We start from the raw sequence: 17965 nt of genomic DNA, 5'->3' as shown, positions 1-17965 counted from the left end.
GCATCAGCGCGTGTACTCGCTGGCGCAGGCACAAACGGTACTGCAACAGGCCGTGCACCTCTACAACTACCAGCGTCCCCACCTGAGCTGTGACATGCTGGTGCCGGATCAGGCGCATCAGAAAGAGGGGAAGCTGAAACGGCGATGGCGCAACTACTACCGCCAGCAGGTCGTGGACGATAGCGTGGTCAACGAAAAAACGGACTAACTTCGGTTGGTCAATAGAAATCCGGACTAACAACAAAAACGGTCAACGCTTTTCAGGACGGGTCAAACAAGTGAAAGTCAGTTAAAAGGTAGCTATTTGCGCACTTACACACCAGGATGCGCCTGCTCTTTCTGCCGAAACGGAAAAGAAAAAGGCTGCCTCATTGAGGCAGCCTTTCGGGATTAAGACTACGTATCCTCCGGCTACACGCAAAGTAGAGTCATGCTCACAACCGTCTACAAAATCCGTGAAATCCGTTAAAATCCGCGCTAATCCGTGGTCTACTTGAGCTTGAGGTTCTTCTTGAGGTAGGCTACCGATGCGGCGTGGGCGTCCTCGGCCAGAGCCTTGCTGTATTTGGGGTTGGAGGGGTTGGCGAAGGCGTGGTCGGCGTCGTAGGCTTTCACGGTGAGGCCTTTTTTAGCGGCCTTCATGTTCTTTTCGAACTCGGTTACCACTTCCTGATTGATCCACTGGTCCTGCTTGGCGAAAATCATCAGCACATCGGTGTTCAGGGTTTTGAGCTTGGCCACATCCTTCTCGGGCATACCGTAGTACATCACGCAGCCCACCGCCTGCTTGCCGGCCAGCAGCGCCGTTTGCAAACTCCAGCCGCCACCGAAGCACCAGCCGATGCTGGCTACCTGGGCCCGGGGCCCGGCGTGCAGCAAAGCGCCTTTGATAATGGCTTCGGCCCGGGCAGTCTTCACACCCTGCATCAGCTTGCCGGCCTCGTCGGCCGTGGCGGCTACCTGGCCATCGTACAGGTCGAGGGCAATGACGTTGGTGCCGGGCAACTCCTTGGCCAGGCGGGCGGCCTCCTGCTTGATGTAGTCGTTGAGGCCCCACCACTCGTGGATGACGAAGAGGTACTTGTCTGAGCGGATGTTGGGCTTGATTTCGAAGGCCTTGCTCGTGCCGCCGTCGGTGGTCGTGAACTCTATCATCTCGCCGCCGCCAGCGTAGCGGAAGGGCAGGGGCGCATCGTGGCCACCCGAGAAATCCACATTGGAAGCCAGCATAGCGAAGGTTTCGGTGGCGTTGGGGCCGGCGGCCGGCTTGCTGCAGCAGCTCATGGAGGTTTGGGCCGAAGCCATGGAAACCACGCTCAGCAGCGCGGCGCAAAGGGTCCAGAATCTTTTCATGGGGAGAAATAAAAGGGTGCGAAAAATACCCCGACCCTTTTCGTGTAGCTACACTGATAGGTCGGGGTTGCTCTTAACCGAAAGACAGTAGATTGGTTTTGCGCCCCGCTATTCGGCGCCGGTGCGGATGCTGGCCCGGAGCTCGGTGAGCAGCGCGTAGAGGCCCACGTAGGTGCGGTTGAGGTAGATAAAGTGCTCGGAGCCGCGGGGTTCGCGCTGCTCCCGTAGCTCGGGCTGCTGCATCAAATCGTCGCCGAGGGCGTAGAGGGCCTGCATGTAGCTGGGGTCGCCGAAGTCGAAGCGGGGTTGGCGGAACGGGCGGCCCACCAGTTCCAGCGAGGCCTGCATGGTGCGCACGTAAAAGTCGCGGCGGGCGGGCGCGTCGGCGGAGTGCAGCACGCCACCTTCTTCGAGCAGGGCGGCCAGCCGGGCCGGGTCGGCCAGGGTTTCGGGGGTGAGCAGGGCCGTGAAAAGGCGGTGCACATCTTCGGGAATTTCCTTCACGCAGCCGAAATCGAGCACGCCCACGGTGCCGCCCTCGTCGGCGCGGAGTAGGAAGTTGCCGGGGTGCGGGTCGGCGTGTACCCGGCGCAATTCGTTGAGCTGGAACATATAAAAGTCCCAAAGGGCTTGGCCGAGCTGATTGCGCACCTGCTGGCTGGGCTCCGTCAGCAGAAATTCGCGCAGGTGCTGGCCCGGCAGCCAATCCATCGTCAGGATGCGCGCCGCCGACAGCTCGGGGTAGTAGCGCGGGAACTGTAAATGGGCTAGGTTGTTGCAGGCGGCGGCAATTTCCTGGCCCCGGCGCAGCTCCAGGGCGTAGTCGGTTTCCTCGATAAGGCGGGTTTCCACCTCCTGCATGTAGGGGCGCACGGTGGCCTCATCGAGGCCCAGCACCCGCAACGCCAACGGCTTCACCAGCCGGATGTCGGAGCGGATGCTGTCGGCCACGCCGGGGTACTGCACCTTCACGGCCAGCTCCCGGCCATCCTTACGGGCGAAATGCACCTGCCCGATGCTGGCCGCCTGCCGGGCTTCGCGGTCAAACTCATCAAACAGCTCAAACGGCGACTTGCCAAACGCATCGCGGAAGGCCTTGACCACTAGCGGACCCGAGAGGGGCGGAGTCTGGTACTGGGCCTGGGCAAACTGGTCGGCGTAGGCGATGGGTAGCAGGTTTTTCTCCATTGCCAGCATCTGGGCCACCTTCAGCACCGAGCCCTTCATCTCGCTAAGCGTACCGTACAACTCGGCGGCGTTGGCCGCGTGCAAATCGGCCATCGTACTATCGGCGCCTACGGCCCGCTTGGCGTAGTGCTTCACGTAGTTGGCCCCCACGTTGAGGCCGGTTTTAGCAAACCGCGCCGCCCGCGCCACTTTGGTGGTCGGCAGCGAGGTGAGGGACTTGGCAGGGCTATCGGACATTAGAAAAGGGTATCGAGGGATGGTACTAACGAAACTGAACGTCATTCAGAGCGAAGCGAAGAATCTCGCATGCAACGGTAACTCCTTGCGTCAGGAATACTTTAGCACGCGAGATTCCTCGCTTCGCTCTGAATGACGTTCCAGCAACTGACAACTAAAAATTACCGCCGGTGCCGCCGGCTGTGCAGCAGGAAGCGCACGAAATCCACGGCCGAATCGAGGGTGTTGCGGCCCACGAGGTCGAAGCTGAGCGTGACGGCTTTTTCGATGGCGGCATCGGTGCGCTCAAAGTCCACGGTGTCGTCTTTGGCGAAGAAGCCAAGCACGAACAGCACTTGCTGCCAGAAGAAGCGGGGGTAGCCGTCCTGCACAAGCTTGCGGCTGGCTACCTCGTCGGTGCGGCGGCCTTCGCGCAGGATTTCTTCCACGAACTCCTCAAAATCCTGGCGGAAATCGTCGAGCACGCGGGGCGTGAAGCCAGGCATCGGGCGGCGCTCGAAGGAGCGGCGGACGCTTTGCAGGGCGTAGCTGCGGTTGCGCTTGAGAATCTCAATCAGCGTGTAGTAGAAGCCCAGCAGCTTTTCGCGGGCACCGTACTGCTCCCAAACCGGCTCGCGGGCGGCCGTTTCGCGGGCTTCGCGGCCAAAGTCGGCCCAGATTTCGCGGTCGATGGCGTCGAAGTTGGCGTACACCCGGTAGAACTCCTGCTCGGGCAGGCCCAGCTTTTTGGTGAGCTTGTACACCGACTGCGGTGGATGGCCCTTTTTGAGGACGTAATCGAAATATGCCTGCTTGATGCGGGCCTTGGGCGTGGCCGCTTCGGGCGCGGCAGTGGTCGGCTGTTTCATATCAGAGGTATAACAAGAAGCTGTACAGTAGGGTTTCGCACGCTACCCCGCGGCCCGGTAGGCCGCTCGCAGCGTATCAATAGCCCGCTGCCGGGCAAATTTGTGCTCCACGATGGGAGCGGGGTAGGCGGCCGTGCCGTATTCGGGCACCCACTGCTTCACGTAGGCCAGGTCGGGGTCGTAGGTTTCGAGCTGACTTTGGGGGCTGTACACCCGAAACCACGGGGCGGCCACCACGCCGGTGCCGGCCATCCATTGCCAGTTGCCCACGTTCTGGCTCATGTCGTAGTCGAGCAGCGTGTCGGCAAAATACCGGTCGCCCCAGCGCCAGTCGATGAGCAGGTGCTTTACCAGAAAGCCGGCCGCCGCAATGCGGGCCCGGTTGGGCAGGTAGCCGGTAGCGTTCAGCTCGCGCATGCCGGCATCCACGAGCGGGTAGCCCGTCTGGCCCGCGCACCAAGCCGCAAATTCGTCTTCGTTGTTGCGGTAGGGCACCTGGCGCAGGCGCGGGTCGAAGCTTTCGGTGGCCGTGCCGGGGTAGTGCCAGAGCAGCATCATGAAGTAGTCGCGCCACACCAGCTCGGCCAGCAGCTTGGGGTTGAGCTCCCGGGCCTGGCGCATCAGCTCGCGTACGCTCAGGGTGCCGAAGCGCAAGTGCACCGAGCGGCGCGTGCTACTGTCGACGAGGCCCGGCCGGTCGCGGGTTTCGTGGTAGTTGCGTACCAGCGCCTCGGTGGGCAACTCGTTGGCCGGTACGAACTGCTCGCGTCGCGCAAAACCCATCTCGGCCAGCGTGGGCCGTACCGGCACATTGGCCAGCGCGTGCAGGTGCTCCGCTGTAAACAGCTCGGCCGAAGGGTACGGCGCCAAGTCTGGGTCCTGCACTTTCTCCAGCCAGGCTTTGCGGTAGGAGCCGAACGTGCGGGCCGGTTTGCCCGACTTGCCCAGTAGCTCGTTTTTGGCGAAAATCACCTGATCCTTGAACGCGTAAAAATCCGCGCCGTGCTGCCGGGCCAGCGCGGCCACGGCCCCGTCGCGCTCGGCGGCGTAGGGCTCGTAGTCTTCGTTGGTATAGATGGCGGCCACCTCATACTGGCGCAGCAGCTGCTCAAAAACTTCCAGGGGCCGGCCGTAGAAAGCCAGAAAAGAGCCGCCGGCTGCTGCGGTTTCGCGGCTCAGCCGTTCCACCTGGTCGTAAATGAACGTGACGCGGGCATCCTGCCGGGAAGGCAGCAAATCCAGGATTTCGCGGTCGTAGATGAACAGCGGCAGCACCGGATAGCCGCTTTGCAGAGCGGCCGCGAGGCCCGCGTTGTCGTGCACCCGCAGGTCGCGCCGGTGCCAGAAAAGGACGCATTTCATCGGCGGGCAGAAGGAAGTTCAACCAAGGTGTTTACTTCAGATTGCCCATGCCGCCATCCACGTTCATCACCTGTCCGGTGATGAATGAGCCGTGGTCGGAGAGCAGGAAAGAGGCCATGTAGGCCAAATCCTGGGGCTGGCCGATGCGCTGCAGCGGGTGGCGCTTGGCACCGGCTTCCTGCTTTTCGGGCGTGTTGAGCAAGGCGGCGGCCAGGGGCGTATCGGTGAGCGAGGGCGCCACGCAATTCACGCGGATGTTGCTGCCGGCGTACTCGGCGGCCAGCGCGCGCGTGAGGCCCTCCACGGCCGCTTTAGCTGTGGCAATGCTGGCATGAAACGACATGCCCGTATCGGCCGCCACGGTGCTGAACAGCACGACGGAGGCGCCATCGGCTTTCTTGAGCCGCTTCATGCAGGCCTGCAGCACCTGCACCGCGCCCAGCACGTTAAGCTGGAAATCGGCCTGAAAATCGGCCAGCGGAATCCGCTCGAAGGGCCGCAGCTTGATGGAGCCCGGGCAGTACACCACGCCGTGCAGCACCTCGGGCAGCGCGTCGAGGGCGGTGCCCAGTAGCTGGGTCACGTCGAGCTCCACGAAGGTCGTGTTCAGCTCGGCCAGCTCGGGCGAGTGGGTGCGCGAGGCCGTGTAGAGGTTGGCGTTGAGCTTGCTGAGCAGCCGGGCCGTGGCCAGCCCAATACCCGAAGAGGCGCCAATGATGAGAATGTTCTGGTCCGCGAATTCCATGCGTGGGAGGTTAGGTGAGGGGGCGGCCAGAGAACTAGGACATGCAGGGAAGGTTTCTGGCCGTTGGCAGGAAATGACGGAGCGGTGAAATATCTGTCATTATAAATATAATTAAATAGAGAAATAATTTTGTATTTTGATGTGCATCAGTCAGCATTGTGCTTACATTGGGTTACTGATTTATTTGGTTCGGTCTTCAATACATTCTTATGAAACGCTTCTCTACTTTCCTGCTGCTCGTTCTGCTGGGGCTGCTGAGTCTGGCCACGCCCGGAGTGGCCCAGGAGCTGGTGGGCATCGTCGGCAACGTGATGGCGCCCAACAACCAGGCCCTCGAAAAGGCGGCGGTAGTAGTGGTGCACGGGCCCAGCCAGACCCGCACCACGACCACCACCGATGAGGCCGGTAACTTCGCCTTCAAGGGCCTGGCAGTGGGCGGGCCTTACCTGCTACAGGTCAGCCAGACCGGTTTTCAGCCCCAGAAAATCGAGAACATCTTTCTGCTGGCCGGCAAAACGGCCAACGGCACGTTCGTGCTTTTCCCCGTGGAAAAAGGGCCGAACCAAACGCCCAACCGCGACTACCTGACCTATATTCAGCAGTGCCGCATTATTCCGCCGGGCGAGGCGGCCACGGCTGCCCGCGCGAAGGCCGCAACTGCTGCCAAACCGGCCGGCCGCCCGGCGGCCGTTGCCACCAAACCAGCCGCCGCTCCGCCAGCCACTCCGGCAGCAGTTGCAGCAGCCGCTCCGGTAGCTGCCGCAACTCCTTCGCCGCCTACCTCAGCCCAACCGGCTGCAGCGCGGCCAACTGCTCCTCTGCCGGCGGCCGCCGCCCGGAGCCGGCCGCGCTACCAGCCGGGAAGCCGCCGGGCGGGCACCATTGCGCCGCCGCTGGTAGACGGGCACTACGACGCGAAATCGGGTTACTACATTTACCACACCGGCACGCCCATCACGCTGCCGCTGCCCAAAGGCCAGCAGGTGCGTAATGTGGGCCGCCAGTCCACCGAAAGCCAGCTTTACCAGTTCCTGAGCAGCCCCCGCCAGCAGGTAGATACCGTGGACCGCACCCGGGGCTGGATCAGCTTCGACCGGGTATTCTTCATGACGGGCCAGGCCACGCTCACGCCCGAATCGAGAAATCAGCTCAAAAACATTGCGCTTTTGCTGCAGAGCTATCCGCAGGCCCGCCTCAAAATAGGCGGCTACACCGACAGCGTGGGCAACTACCAGATGAACCGGCAGCTGAGTGAAGCCCGCGCCCGCACCGCTTGGACTGCCCTCGTGGAAATGGGCGTGAGCCCCTCGCGCCTCGAAGCCCGCGGTTACGGCCCCAACTACCCCATAGCCTCCAACGAAACTGCCGCCGGCCGCGCCATGAACCGCCGGTTGAGTTTGCGGGTGCTGACGAAGTAGGCCGGAGTAGTAGTCGAAATGCAGTAGTTTCAAGTGCGCGCTAGCATCCCTTCCGCTTTACTTCCATGTCCTCTTCCAATATCCTGCTCTACCAGTCGGCCGATGGGCTAACCCGCCTTGACGTGCAGCTTCAGCACGAAACTGTTTGGCTCACCCAAGCCCAGATGGCGGAGTTGTTCGACACAACCAAGCAAAACATCAGCCTTCATACCCGGAATGCATTTCGTGAGGGGGAATTAGAGGAAAGTTCAGTTGTCAAGGATTTCTTGACAACTGCCGTCGATGGCAAGAATTACCAGACCAAGCACTACAACCTCGACGTAATAATTTCAGTCGGCTACCGCGTGAAGTCCCGCCAGGGTACCCAGTTTAGGCAGTGGGCTACACGGACGCTGCGTGAGTTTCTGGTGCAGGGATTTGCATTGAATGAAAAGCGGCTGCGCCAGGATGCCCAGCAGCTGCGGGAACTGAAACGGCTGCTGGCCCTGCAGGGTGAAATAGTGGAGAATCAGGAACTCACGCCCGACCAGACCACGGCGCTACTCCGAGTGCTCAGTGACTACGCCCGCGCCCTCGACGTGCTCGACCAGTACGACCACCAGCGCCTGCGCGTCGTGGCCACCTCGCCCGATACGCCGTTCGAGCTAACCTACGAGGCGGCTATGCGGGCCGTTGATGGGCTGCGGGCTCAGTTTGGCGGTAGTACGTTGTTTGGGCGCGAGAAGGACCAGTCGTTTGAAAGTTCGGTGCGCACCATCTACCAGAGCTTTGGAGGCGAGGAACTGTATCCGAGCGTGGAAGAAAAAGCGGCCAACCTGCTCTACTTTGTAGTGAAGAACCATTCGTTCTCTGACGGCAATAAACGCATTGCCGCCTTTAGCTTCGCTGACCTTCGGTTCTGTTCGTATGGTTTATGGACAAAAACGGCTGCCTCTACAAGCCCGACGGTTCGCGCCGCCTCGCCGATAATGCCTTGGTAGCCCTCACACTGCTTATTGCTGAAAGCAAGCCCGAAGACAAGGAGGTGATGGTGACGCTGGTCGTAAACCTTATCAACCGGGAAAACTGAGTTGTCGAAGCCAGTGGCCAGGTTAGACGGGCAGCAACAGAGCTGAGGCGGCACAAAATTTCGCTGTCAGCAAATATTCGCTAACGTTTTTGCGTCGCCTTCCGTAGCTTGCGGCATCTTCCTTCGTGACCCCTATTCCTTCCTGCCGCATGAATATCCGTCGTTTACTGGTCGCCAACCGCGGCGAAATTGCCATTCGCGTGCTGCGCGCCGCCACCGAGCTGGGCATCCGCACCGTGGCCATCTACACCTACGAAGACCGCTACTCGCTGCACCGCTACAAGGCCGACGAGGCCTACCAGGTGGGCCGCGACGATGACCCGCTCAAGCCCTACCTCGACATTGAAGGTATTATCCGGACAGCTAAAGAGAATCAGGTTGATGCCATTCATCCCGGCTACGGCTTCCTGAGCGAAAACGCCACGCTGGCCCGCCGCTGCCGCGAGGAAGGCATCATCTTCGTCGGCCCGCGGCCGGAGGTGATGGATGCGCTGGGCGACAAGGTGGCCGCCAAGCGCGTGGCCGTGGAGTGCGGCGTGCCCATCATCGAAAGCAGTGAGCAGGACCTGACCGACCTGGAGGTGGCGCTGGTGGAAGCCCACCGCATCGGCTACCCGGTGATGCTGAAGGCGGCCAGCGGCGGCGGCGGCCGGGGCATGCGCGTCATCCGCGACGATGAGCAACTGGAGCGCGGCTTTTTTGAGGCCCGCAACGAGGCGCTGAAGGCCTTTGGCGACGACACCGTATTTCTGGAGCGGTTCGTGGAGCGGCCCAAGCACATTGAGGTGCAGTTGGTGGCCGACAACCACGGCGGCCTCACGCACCTCTACGAGCGCGACTGCTCGGTGCAGCGCCGCTACCAGAAAGTGGTGGAAGTAGCCCCCTCGTTGCACCTGACGCCCGAAATGCGCGAGCAGCTCTACGAGTACGCCCTTCGCCTGGGCCGGGCCGTGGGCTACAACAACGTGGGCACTGTGGAATTCCTGGTGAACCCCGAGCTCAACCGCATCTACTTCATAGAAGTGAACCCGCGCATCCAGGTCGAGCACACCGTGACGGAGATGATTACCGGCGTCGACCTGATTAAAACCCAGCTCTACGTGGCGGCCGGTTACCGCCTCACCGACCCCGAAATCAACCTGGGGCCCGAGGTGGTGCCGATGAAAAACGGCTACGCCATCCAGTGCCGCATCACCACCGAAAACCCTGAGCAGGATTTCAAGCCCGATTACGGCACCATCACGGCCTACCGCTCGGCCGGCGGCTTCGGCATCCGCCTCGACCAGGGCTCGGTGTACAGCGGGGTGCGGGTGTCGCCGTTCTTCGATTCGCTGCTGGTGAAGGTGTCGACCCAGGCGCCCACCCTGGCCGATGCGGCCCAGAAGATGGCCCGCACCCTCGACGAATTCCGGGTGCGTGGGGTGAGCACCAACATCCAGTTCCTGCAGAACATCATTGCCCACCCGGTTTTCATGGCCGGCGAGGCCAACGTCGACTTCATCAAAGACCACCCCGAGCTGTTCCGCTTTCAGCAGCGCCGCGACCGGGCCACCCGCATCCTGCGCTTTCTGGGCGACGTGAGCGTGAACGGCCACGCCGACGTCGCGGGCAGCGTCGACCCCAAAAAGGAGCTGCGCAAGCCCCGCCTGCCCGAATCGGACCTCACGGGCCCACCGCCGGCCGGCACCAAGCAGCTGCTCACCGAGCTGGGCCCCGAGGGGTTCTCCAAGTGGCTGCGCGCCGACCCCCAAATCCACTACACCGACACCACGCTGCGCGACGCCCACCAGAGCTTACTGGCCACCCGCATGCGCACCTTCGACATGCTGAAGGTGGCCGGCCGCTACGCCCACGAGCACCCGCAAACCTTCTCGCTGGAGTGCTGGGGCGGGGCCACATTCGATGTGGCGCTGCGCTTTTTGCACGAAGACCCCTGGGAGCGGCTGGCCAAGCTGCGCGCCGCCGTGCCCAACATTCTGCTCCAGATGCTGATTCGTGGGGCCAACGGCGTGGGCTACAAGGCCTACCCCGACAACCTGACCGAGCGGTTCGTGCAGCAGGCGGCCGAAACCGGCATCGACGTGTTCCGCATATTCGACTCGCTGAACTGGATGCCGGGCATGGAGGCCTGCATTGGCTTCGTGCGCAACAAAACCGACCGGCTCGCCGAGGCCAGCATCTGCTACACCGGCGACCTGCTCGACGTGAGCCGCCACCAGAAGTACAACCTCGACTACTACCTGCGGCTGGCCCGCCAGATTGAGGACGCCGGCGCCCACATCCTCTGCATCAAGGACATGGCCGGCCTGCTGAAGCCCTACGCCGCCCAGGAGCTGATTACGGCCCTGCGCGACACCATCAGCCTGCCCATCCACCTGCACACCCACGACACCAGCAGCCTGCAGCCGGCCACCTACCTCAAGGCCGTGGAGGCCGGCGTTAACGTGATTGATGTAGCCCTAGGCTCGCTCTCGGGCCTCACCTCGCAGCCCAACTTCAACTCGGTGGTGGAGATGCTACGCGGCCAGCCCCGGCACCGCGAGTTCAACCAACTCTCGCTCAACGAATTCTCGACTTACTGGGAAACGGTGCGCGAGTACTACTACCCCTTCGAGTCGGGCCTGAAGGCGGGCACCTCGGAGGTGTTCCAGCACGAAATTCCGGGCGGGCAGTACTCCAACCTGCGGCCCCAGGCCCAGGCGCTGGGTTTGCTCGACAAGTTCGAAACCGTGAAAACGACCTTCGCCGACGTCAACCAGCTGTTCGGCGACATCGTGAAGGTCACGCCCTCGTCGAAAGTAGTCGGCGACATGGCGCTGTTCCTGGTATCCAACGACCTGACCACGGCCGACGTGCTGGCGAAGGGCGAGACGCTCAACTTCCCCGAGTCGGTGCGCCAGCTGTTCCGCGGCGACATTGGCCAGCCCGAAGGCGGCTGGCCCGCCGACGTGCAGGCCGTGGTACTGAAAGGCGAGCAACCCTTCACCGACCGGCCCAACGAACACCTGGCCCCGATTGACTTCGAGCAGGAGCAGGCCAATTTCAAGGAAAAGTTCGAGGTCGAAGGCAAGTTCACCGACGTGCTCTCGTGGCTGCTCTACCCCAAGGTGTTCGAGCAGTACTGGGACTTCCGCCAGCAGTACGGCGACGTGTCGGTGGTGCCGACGCCGGTGTTTTACTACGGCCTGCAGCCGGGCGCCGAAACGCTCATTGAAATTGCCCGCGGCAAGAGCATCATCGTGGGCCTGCAGAGCATTGGCCCGGTGGACGAGGACGGCAACCGCACGCTGTTCTTCACCCTCAACGGCCAGACCCGCAACCTCAAAATCCGCGACCAGTCGGTGGAGGTCAAGCGCATTATGAACCCGAAAGCCGACAAAGCCAACCCCCGCCAGCTGGGCGCGCCCCTGCAGGGCCTGCTGAGCCGGGTGCTGGTGAAAAGCGGCGAGCCGGTGCGCAAAAACACGCCCCTGTTCATCATCGAAGCCATGAAGATGGAAACCACCATCACCGCCCCCGACGACACCACCGTGCAGGCCGTAAACCTGGCCGAGGGCACGCTGGTAAACGCCGACGACTTGGTGCTGACGCTGGGGTAGGGTAGGCGAGCAGGAAAGGAGAAAAGCCCAAGGCAAGGAAGGTTGAATCCTGTCATGCTTCGGGCTTTTCAGCGGCACTGGTTACTGGCCTGAAAACCGTAGCTTTAGCTTTTCTGTCTTTGCTATATCATTCGGTTATGAAAGCTAGATATATTGCCCTGCTGGCGGGTCTGCTGCCGCTCAGTGCCGCCGCCCAGCAGTCGGCTGCCGACCAAATGGGGGCTGCCGGGCAGGCCAACCTCAATAGCTTAGTGGCAGGTGCTCCCACCGTAGTTCCGGGGGGCAACAGCGCCAACACCGTGGGCTCGCCTTACCTAGACAAACGGTGGCTGCCGGCCCGGCTGAAAATGAGCAATAACCTGCCGCTGGCTCCGGTGCCCATTAAGGTGGACATCCTGAACCAGCGACTGCTGATGCGGCCTCTGAATAAGCCTACTGATTCGCTGCAACTCAACGACCAGCTCGTAGCGGGTTTCGAGCTGGATGAGCCGGCTACCCCACTCGCGCCGGCCCGCACCCGCATCTTCCGCCGCTTCACCGAGTCGCCCAACCCGCGCCACCAGGCCGACTATGTGGAGGTGCTCCACAAAGGCCGCTACACGCTGCTCAGGCGCTATATCAAGCAGCTTAATAAAGCCGATTCGCACCAGGCATATGGCAGCAGCCGCAACTACGACGAGATTCTGGACAGCAGCCAGTATTTCCTGCTACGGCCTGACAAAAAGTTGGTGCCTTTAAAGCTGACACTGAAAATGCTGCAGGCCGCCGCGCCCGAGCTAGCCCTGAAAACCGTTTCCGGAGCCGAGACAGCTAAAACTGACACCGACTGGGCGGCGGTATTGGCCACTGCAGAAGCCCGGTAAGTGCTTCGTGCTGCAGGTTTTAGAAAATTGCGCCGGTGAAATAAGAATACTGTAGAAGCACTATGCGTAAAATCCGGGGCAAGATTCTATTTTGCGCCATGGTTAAAGCTATTGTTCTCGTTTTGCTGCTCGGGCTGTCGGGCGGTTCGGTTTGTGCCCAGAAAAAGCCGGTGAAGCAGCCCGCCGCCCCCGGCGTGTCGGCCGCCACCGTGGAGCGCGTGGTGCGGACGCTGGCCGCCGACGATATGCTGGGCCGCGCTTCGGGGCAGCCGGGGGGCGAAAAAGCCGCCGATTTTCTGGTGGCCGAGTTCCAGCGCATCGGGCTGGAGCCGCTGCCGGGCCTGACTGACTTTTCGCAGTCGTTTCCGGTGTACGAGGCCCACACCAAGCCCATCCTGGTATCGGTGGACGGAGCAGTGGTGCCGGCCGAGCGGTATGTGCTGGTTTCGGGTCAGCCCAAGCTGAACTGGATGCATTACGACGAGCCCTCCCCCCGCGTCATAACCATCGGGGCCAAGGACAACCTGCTCAAGGAAATCCGGCCGCTGCTCAACCCGCAGGCCAACACTATTGTGTTCGTTGATACGGCACAGGCGAAAGCGTTTAAGCGCGTGGCCGGCTTTGTGGCGCGTGCCGGGCTGCGGCCCGATAAGCCGGCGCCGTTTTCCACCCTGCTTGTGCTGGGCGCGGCCCCGGCCGGCCCGCTCAAGTTTCTGGTGACGGCTACCACCGACATCCGCACGGTGATGCTGCGCAACGTGGTGGGCGTGCTGCCGGGGCTGGATAAGAACCGGGCTCAGGAGCAGGTTGTGTTCAGCGGCCACTACGACCACATCGGGATTCTGCCCGCCGTGGCCGGCGACTCGATTGCCAACGGGGCCGACGACGACGCCAGCGGCACCACGGCCGTGGTGGCGCTGGCCGAGTATTTCAAGCAGCGCCACAACAACGCCCGGCCGCTGGTATTCGTGGCCTTCGTGGCCGAGGAAATTGGGGGCTTCGGGGCCCGCTACTTCTCGCAGCAGCTACCGCCCGCGCAGGTGGTGGCCATGTTCAACATCGAAATGATTGGCAAGCAGGCCAAATTCGGGCCCAACACGGCCTTCATCACGGGCTTCGATAAGTCGGATTTCGGCCGTTTGCTCCAGCAGAACGCTCAGGGTTCGGTGTTCCGGTTCGAGCCCGACCCGTATCCCGAGCAGAACCTGTTCTACCGCTCCGACAACGCCACGCTGGCCCGCCTGGGCGTGCCGGCCCACACTATCAGCACCGACCAGATTCCGACCGACAAGCTCTACCACTCGGTCAATGATGAAGTGGAGAGCCTCGACCTGCCCAACATGACGGCTGTCATCACGGCCATTGGCCGCGCCGCTGCCCCCATCATCAGCGGCCAGCAAACCCCCACCCGGATAGTTGGTGAGTAGAAAAGTCCTGTCATCCTGAGCGCAGCGAAGGACCTTGTCCCACCAAGAAAGAACCGCTATTATGGCCGTTCTTGGTGGGACAAGGTCCTTTGCTGCGCTCAGGATGACAGGATAGTTCGCTCACTCAGCAAGCCACTCACTCGCTCACTCACTTGCCCAACCGGGCGCTGATGCCAGCGCCGATGCTGAAGCCGCCAGCGGCTGGCGTGAGGCCGTGGCCGGCGGTTACATCGAAGCGCAGGCCGGGCAGGGGGCGGTAGTAAAGGCCCGATGTCAGGCCCGGGAGCCAGCCCTGCTGGCGCTGCCAGGTGGCGTAGGTTTCGGCCAGAAACCCAAAGTGGGTGCCCGCGCCCAGCGGGCCGTTGAGGGCCAGCGTGGTCAGGTACTGGCCCTGCTTGGTGCCCTCGGCTTTAAAACCCTGCTGGCGGAAGCCGAAGTTGCCTTCCAGCCCGTACCGCTGCCCCAACTGCTGCGACACCAGCAGCCGGCCCCCGGGCTCCAGCTGCTTGCCGGTAAAGCTGGCGTCGCCGTTGCGCAGGTTCATGTCGAGCAGCACCACTACCTGCGAGCGGGCATTCTGGGTGCTGGAAGCCAGAAATTTGGCACCCACATTGAGCGGGGCAAAGCCCGCCGGGCCGGCGAAGGGCAGCGCGGGCGTATCGCCGAGGGGGCGGGGGGCGGTTGGGGTGCGCAGGTAGTGCTGGGTGGCGCGCAGCTCGATGTGGTTGAAAAAGCCCACCCGCAGCGTGCTGCCCCACACCTGGCGGCCGGCGTAGCTGTTGTTGCCGCCCGCATCGTAGCGCGTCAGGCCGGTTTCGAACTGAAACTGGCCGGGATACAGCATGTTGGTGGTGATGGTCTGCCCGGGCCGGTCGGGGCGGATGAGGCGCACGAAGGGCGACTCGCTGTTGGGGTTGAACGCGGCCTCGGCGTCGGCCGATTGAGCCAGGGTGCAGACCGGGGCCGCCAGCAACGGCAACGCGCCGGCAATCAGCAAGGTGGTTTTGCGCATGGCCCCCAAGACGCCCAGCCGGCGCGAATGGTTCCTGCCGCTAGTGCTTAACTGCTAGCGAGTTGTGCTTATCGTATAGCAACTTGGGCTCAGCCAATAACGACTAAAGTATCAGCGTAAAACAGAAAAGTCCTCACCGCAACTACGGTGAGGACTTTCACATATACCCCCTAAGCCCTAAGCCCTAAGCCCTAAACCCTAAGCCCTAAGCCCTAAGCCCTAAGCCCTAAGCTTACTTAGCGGCCCTGATGGCTTCTTCGGCCGCTTGGATGATGGCCTGCTGGTCGGCGGGCTTGTTCTGCTTCACCTTCTCCAGCATGGCCAGCACGGGTTGGTCGAGGCCGTACTGCTTGTACTGGATGGCCATTTGCTGGAGGCGGGCCACACCCTCGCGGAGCACGGTCGGGTCATTCAGGCGGGCCATGAAACCTACAAGGCTTTCCATCATCTGGAACTTACCCTGCGGGCCGGCCGCATCGAACTTGTCGCGCACGTAGGGCCAGGTGCTGGCGTCGCCCACCTCGGCGTACACGCTGGCAATGGCGGCGGCTACATCGGCTTTGGCATCGGGCTCCAGCGCCTTGGCGCGGGCCAGGGCCTGCTTGGGCTGCACAGCGGCCAGGCCTTCCAGGGCGGCCCCCTGCACGGCGTACGACTGGCTGTTGAGCGACTTTAGAAACAGCTTCTCATCTTTCTTGTCGCCGGCCGCTGCCAAGGCCTGTAGCATAAGTGCCTGGTTGTTGGTGTTTTTCTCCTGCGCCAGCTGCTTGCGAATAAGCGGAGTGGCCGCTTTAGCCACTGCTTTGTCATCGAGCTTGAGGGAGGAAAGGGCGGCGCGGCGGATGAACTCGCTCTTGTCGCTCAGGGCCGCGAAAAGCAGCTGGCGGGCGGCCGCATCGGTGGGCGGCAAGGAAGCCGCTTGAGCTACCGCTTCGCGACGGTCCACGTAGCGCGGGGCGTGGCGGTACTGATAGGCGAACTGGGCGAAGGGCTTGTTGTCCTGCTTCTGCCACAGCGTCGTCTTGTCGGCGTCCACGTTCACGAGGTCGGGCTGGGTGGCGGCGGGCAGGCGCAGCACTTCGGTGGCCTTGCGCAGCACCACCTTGTGGCGGGTGGGCTTGCCGCTGCTGCTGTACACATCAATGGCCATCGGCAGCTCAAACACCTGGCCCGGCTGGTTCTGCTTGATGGTAACCACCTGCTCCTTATTGAGCTGGTCGTAGCTGTAGTCGATGGAAACCATGGGGTGGCCCGCGCCGAAGTACCACTGGTTGAAAAACCAGTTCAGATCCTGGCCCGACACGGCCTCGAAGGCCAGGCGTAGCTGGTGGGCTTCGGCGTTGCCGAACTTGTTATCGGTGAGATACTTCTGCAGGCTCTTGAAAAATACTTCGTCGCCGAGGTAGTTGCGCAGCATGTTCAGCACCTGGCCGCCTTTCTGGTAGCTTACCAGGTCGAACATGTCTTCCTTGTCGGCGTAGTGGAAGCGCACCAGGTTTTTCTGGGCGTCGCGGGGGCTGCGCAGGTAGTTGCGCATGTTCTGGTAGGCGTGGGCGTCGCCGGCCTCCTGGCCGTACTTGTACTCGGCCCACAGCGCCTCCGAAAAGTCGGCAAACGACTCGTTCACCGTCAGGTTGCTCCAGCTTTCGGCCGTTACCAGGTCGCCAAACCACTGGTGGAACAGCTCGTGGGCAATAACCGACTCGCCCCGGTCGTACTCGGCATCCAGCGCCTCGCGGGCATCCTTCTGCAAAAAGTCGCCGTGCAGCGTGGCGGTGGTGTTTTCCATGGCCCCGCTCACGTAGTCGCGCACCACAATCTGCGCGTACTTGTTCCACGGATACTCCACGCCGAGCTTCTTGGAGAAGAACTCCAGCATTTCGGGCGTGTTGCCGAAAATCTGCTTGGCGAAGGGCGCGTACTTGGGCTCCAGGTAGTAGTTCACCTCCTTGCCCCGCCAGGTGTCCTTGGTAATCTTGAAGTCGCCCACGGCCATCATAAACAGATAGGGCGCGTGGGGCAGGTCCATTTTCCAGGTGTCGGTGCGGGTGCCGTCGGCGTTGGGTTTCTGGCTGATTAGCGCCCCGTTGCTCAGCGTCACGTACTTGGCCGGCACGGTCATGGCAATTTCCTGGGTCGTCTTCTGGTTGGTGGCGTCAATGGTCGGAAACCACACCGACGAGGCTTCCGTCTCGCCCTGGGTCCAGATTTGCACCGGCTTGCCGGCCACGCTGCTATCGGGGTTGATGAAGTACAGGCCCTTGGCATCAGTAATGGCGGCGCTTCCCTTGGTTTTCATCTCGTCGGGCTTGGCCACGTACTCGATGTACACGGTGTAGTCCTGGCCGGCGGGGTAGGTTTTATCGAGCTTGATATCGAGGAATTCGCCCGTGTTTTTGAAGGTCAGCGCTTTGGCATCGCCCTGGCCCACCATCGTTACCGAACCGATATCCATGCCCTTGGCATCGAGGCGCAGCGAGTCGGTGGGGTAGGCGTGGGGCTTCAGCGTAACCCATTCCTTGCCAATGAGCTGGCGCTTGCCGTAGTCAAAGCGCACGTCGAGCTTGGTGTGCACCAGGTCGTTGATTTTGGTGCGCGAGGCGCGGTAGGTGGCCAAAGCCACCGAATCGGGGCGGGCGGGGGCTTGCTGGGCCAGGGCCGGCGTGGCAAACAGCAGCCCGAGAGCCAGCAGGAAGGGTTTGTTCATCGGAGTAAGTAGGAGGGGAAACGAGGCTGCTAGTTGCAAACTTTTCGGCACAGATGCGCTACAAAGATGCGGCGGCGCCAGTAGTGCCTACAGATGCCAAAAGCAGGGCCGGGGTTGCGCCTTCGGGGATGCGAAAA

General features: G+C 62.1%; 13 protein-coding genes. 6 read left to right on the top strand and 7 right to left on the bottom strand.

What is annotated here, in order from left to right; all coding sequences use genetic code 11:
• Positions 1-208: integrase core domain-containing protein (locus H145_RS0112695; RefSeq protein WP_026351484.1), on the top strand; the 208-nt coding region annotated here is incomplete at its 5' end.
• Between the two features lie 281 nt (positions 209-489).
• Here the strand turns inward: H145_RS0112695 and H145_RS0112690 are convergent.
• The 5 genes from H145_RS0112690 to H145_RS0112670 form a co-directional block, all read right to left on the bottom strand.
• Entirely contained in the window at positions 490-1353 is an 864-nt protein-coding gene (locus H145_RS0112690; RefSeq protein WP_026351483.1) for a dienelactone hydrolase family protein, read from the bottom strand.
• A gap of 108 nt (positions 1354-1461) precedes the next feature.
• Positions 1462-2778, bottom strand: coding sequence for an ABC1 kinase family protein (locus H145_RS0112685; protein WP_019948533.1), 1317 nt, complete (start codon positions 2776-2778; stop codon positions 1462-1464).
• 161 nt (positions 2779-2939) lie between these two features.
• Positions 2940-3626: a TetR family transcriptional regulator C-terminal domain-containing protein gene (locus H145_RS0112680; RefSeq protein WP_019948532.1), complete on the bottom strand. Its 687-nt coding sequence runs from the start codon at positions 3624-3626 to the stop codon at positions 2940-2942.
• A gap of 42 nt (positions 3627-3668) precedes the next feature.
• A complete protein-coding gene (locus H145_RS0112675) occupies positions 3669-4988 on the bottom strand; it encodes a cryptochrome/photolyase family protein (protein ID WP_019948531.1) in 1320 nt (439 codons plus the stop codon).
• A gap of 31 nt (positions 4989-5019) precedes the next feature.
• The gene (locus tag H145_RS0112670) at positions 5020-5733 is read right to left on the bottom strand and encodes an SDR family NAD(P)-dependent oxidoreductase (protein WP_019948530.1); all 714 of its coding nucleotides are present in this window, start codon (positions 5731-5733) and stop codon (positions 5020-5022) included.
• A 209-nt stretch (positions 5734-5942) separates the two neighbouring features.
• Here H145_RS0112670 and H145_RS0112665 point away from each other — a divergent pair, with 209 nt between their 5' ends.
• The 5 genes from H145_RS0112665 (at position 5943) to H145_RS21200 (ending at position 14109) form a co-directional block, all read left to right on the top strand.
• Positions 5943-7151 carry an OmpA family protein gene (locus tag H145_RS0112665; protein ID WP_019948529.1) on the top strand — a complete coding sequence of 403 codons (1209 nt, stop codon included), beginning with the start codon at positions 5943-5945 and terminating at the stop codon, positions 7149-7151.
• A 65-nt stretch (positions 7152-7216) separates the two neighbouring features.
• The gene (rhuM, locus tag H145_RS22270; protein ID WP_169513192.1) at positions 7217-8131 is read left to right on the top strand and encodes a virulence protein RhuM/Fic/DOC family protein; all 915 of its coding nucleotides are present in this window, start codon (positions 7217-7219) and stop codon (positions 8129-8131) included.
• A 238-nt stretch (positions 8132-8369) separates the two neighbouring features.
• On the top strand, positions 8370-11819 hold the full coding sequence (locus H145_RS0112655; protein WP_019948527.1) for a pyruvate carboxylase: 3450 nt from the start codon (positions 8370-8372) through the stop codon (positions 11817-11819).
• Positions 11820-11956: 137 nt separating this feature from the next.
• Positions 11957-12682, top strand: coding sequence for a hypothetical protein (locus H145_RS0112650; RefSeq protein ID WP_019948526.1), 726 nt, complete (start codon positions 11957-11959; stop codon positions 12680-12682).
• 98 nt (positions 12683-12780) lie between these two features.
• Entirely contained in the window at positions 12781-14109 is a 1329-nt protein-coding gene (locus H145_RS21200; RefSeq protein WP_019948525.1) for a M20/M25/M40 family metallo-hydrolase, read from the top strand.
• Positions 14110-14257: 148 nt separating this feature from the next.
• On the opposite strand, the gene H145_RS0112640 is transcribed toward H145_RS21200, so the two are convergent.
• Positions 14258-15121 (bottom strand): transporter, encoded by an 864-nt coding sequence (locus H145_RS0112640; RefSeq protein ID WP_019948524.1) that lies wholly within the window; start codon positions 15119-15121, stop codon positions 14258-14260.
• A 232-nt stretch (positions 15122-15353) separates the two neighbouring features.
• A complete protein-coding gene (locus H145_RS21195; RefSeq protein WP_019948523.1) occupies positions 15354-17828 on the bottom strand; it encodes a M1 family metallopeptidase in 2475 nt (824 codons plus the stop codon).
• Positions 17829-17965 lie beyond the last annotated feature (137 nt).

This window comes from Hymenobacter aerophilus DSM 13606 (assembly GCF_000382225.1).
Classification (GTDB): Bacteria; Bacteroidota; Bacteroidia; order Cytophagales; family Hymenobacteraceae; genus Hymenobacter; species Hymenobacter aerophilus.
The sequence above is the reverse complement of the archived record's forward strand: the minus strand, read 5'-3'. Positions and strand labels throughout refer to the sequence as shown.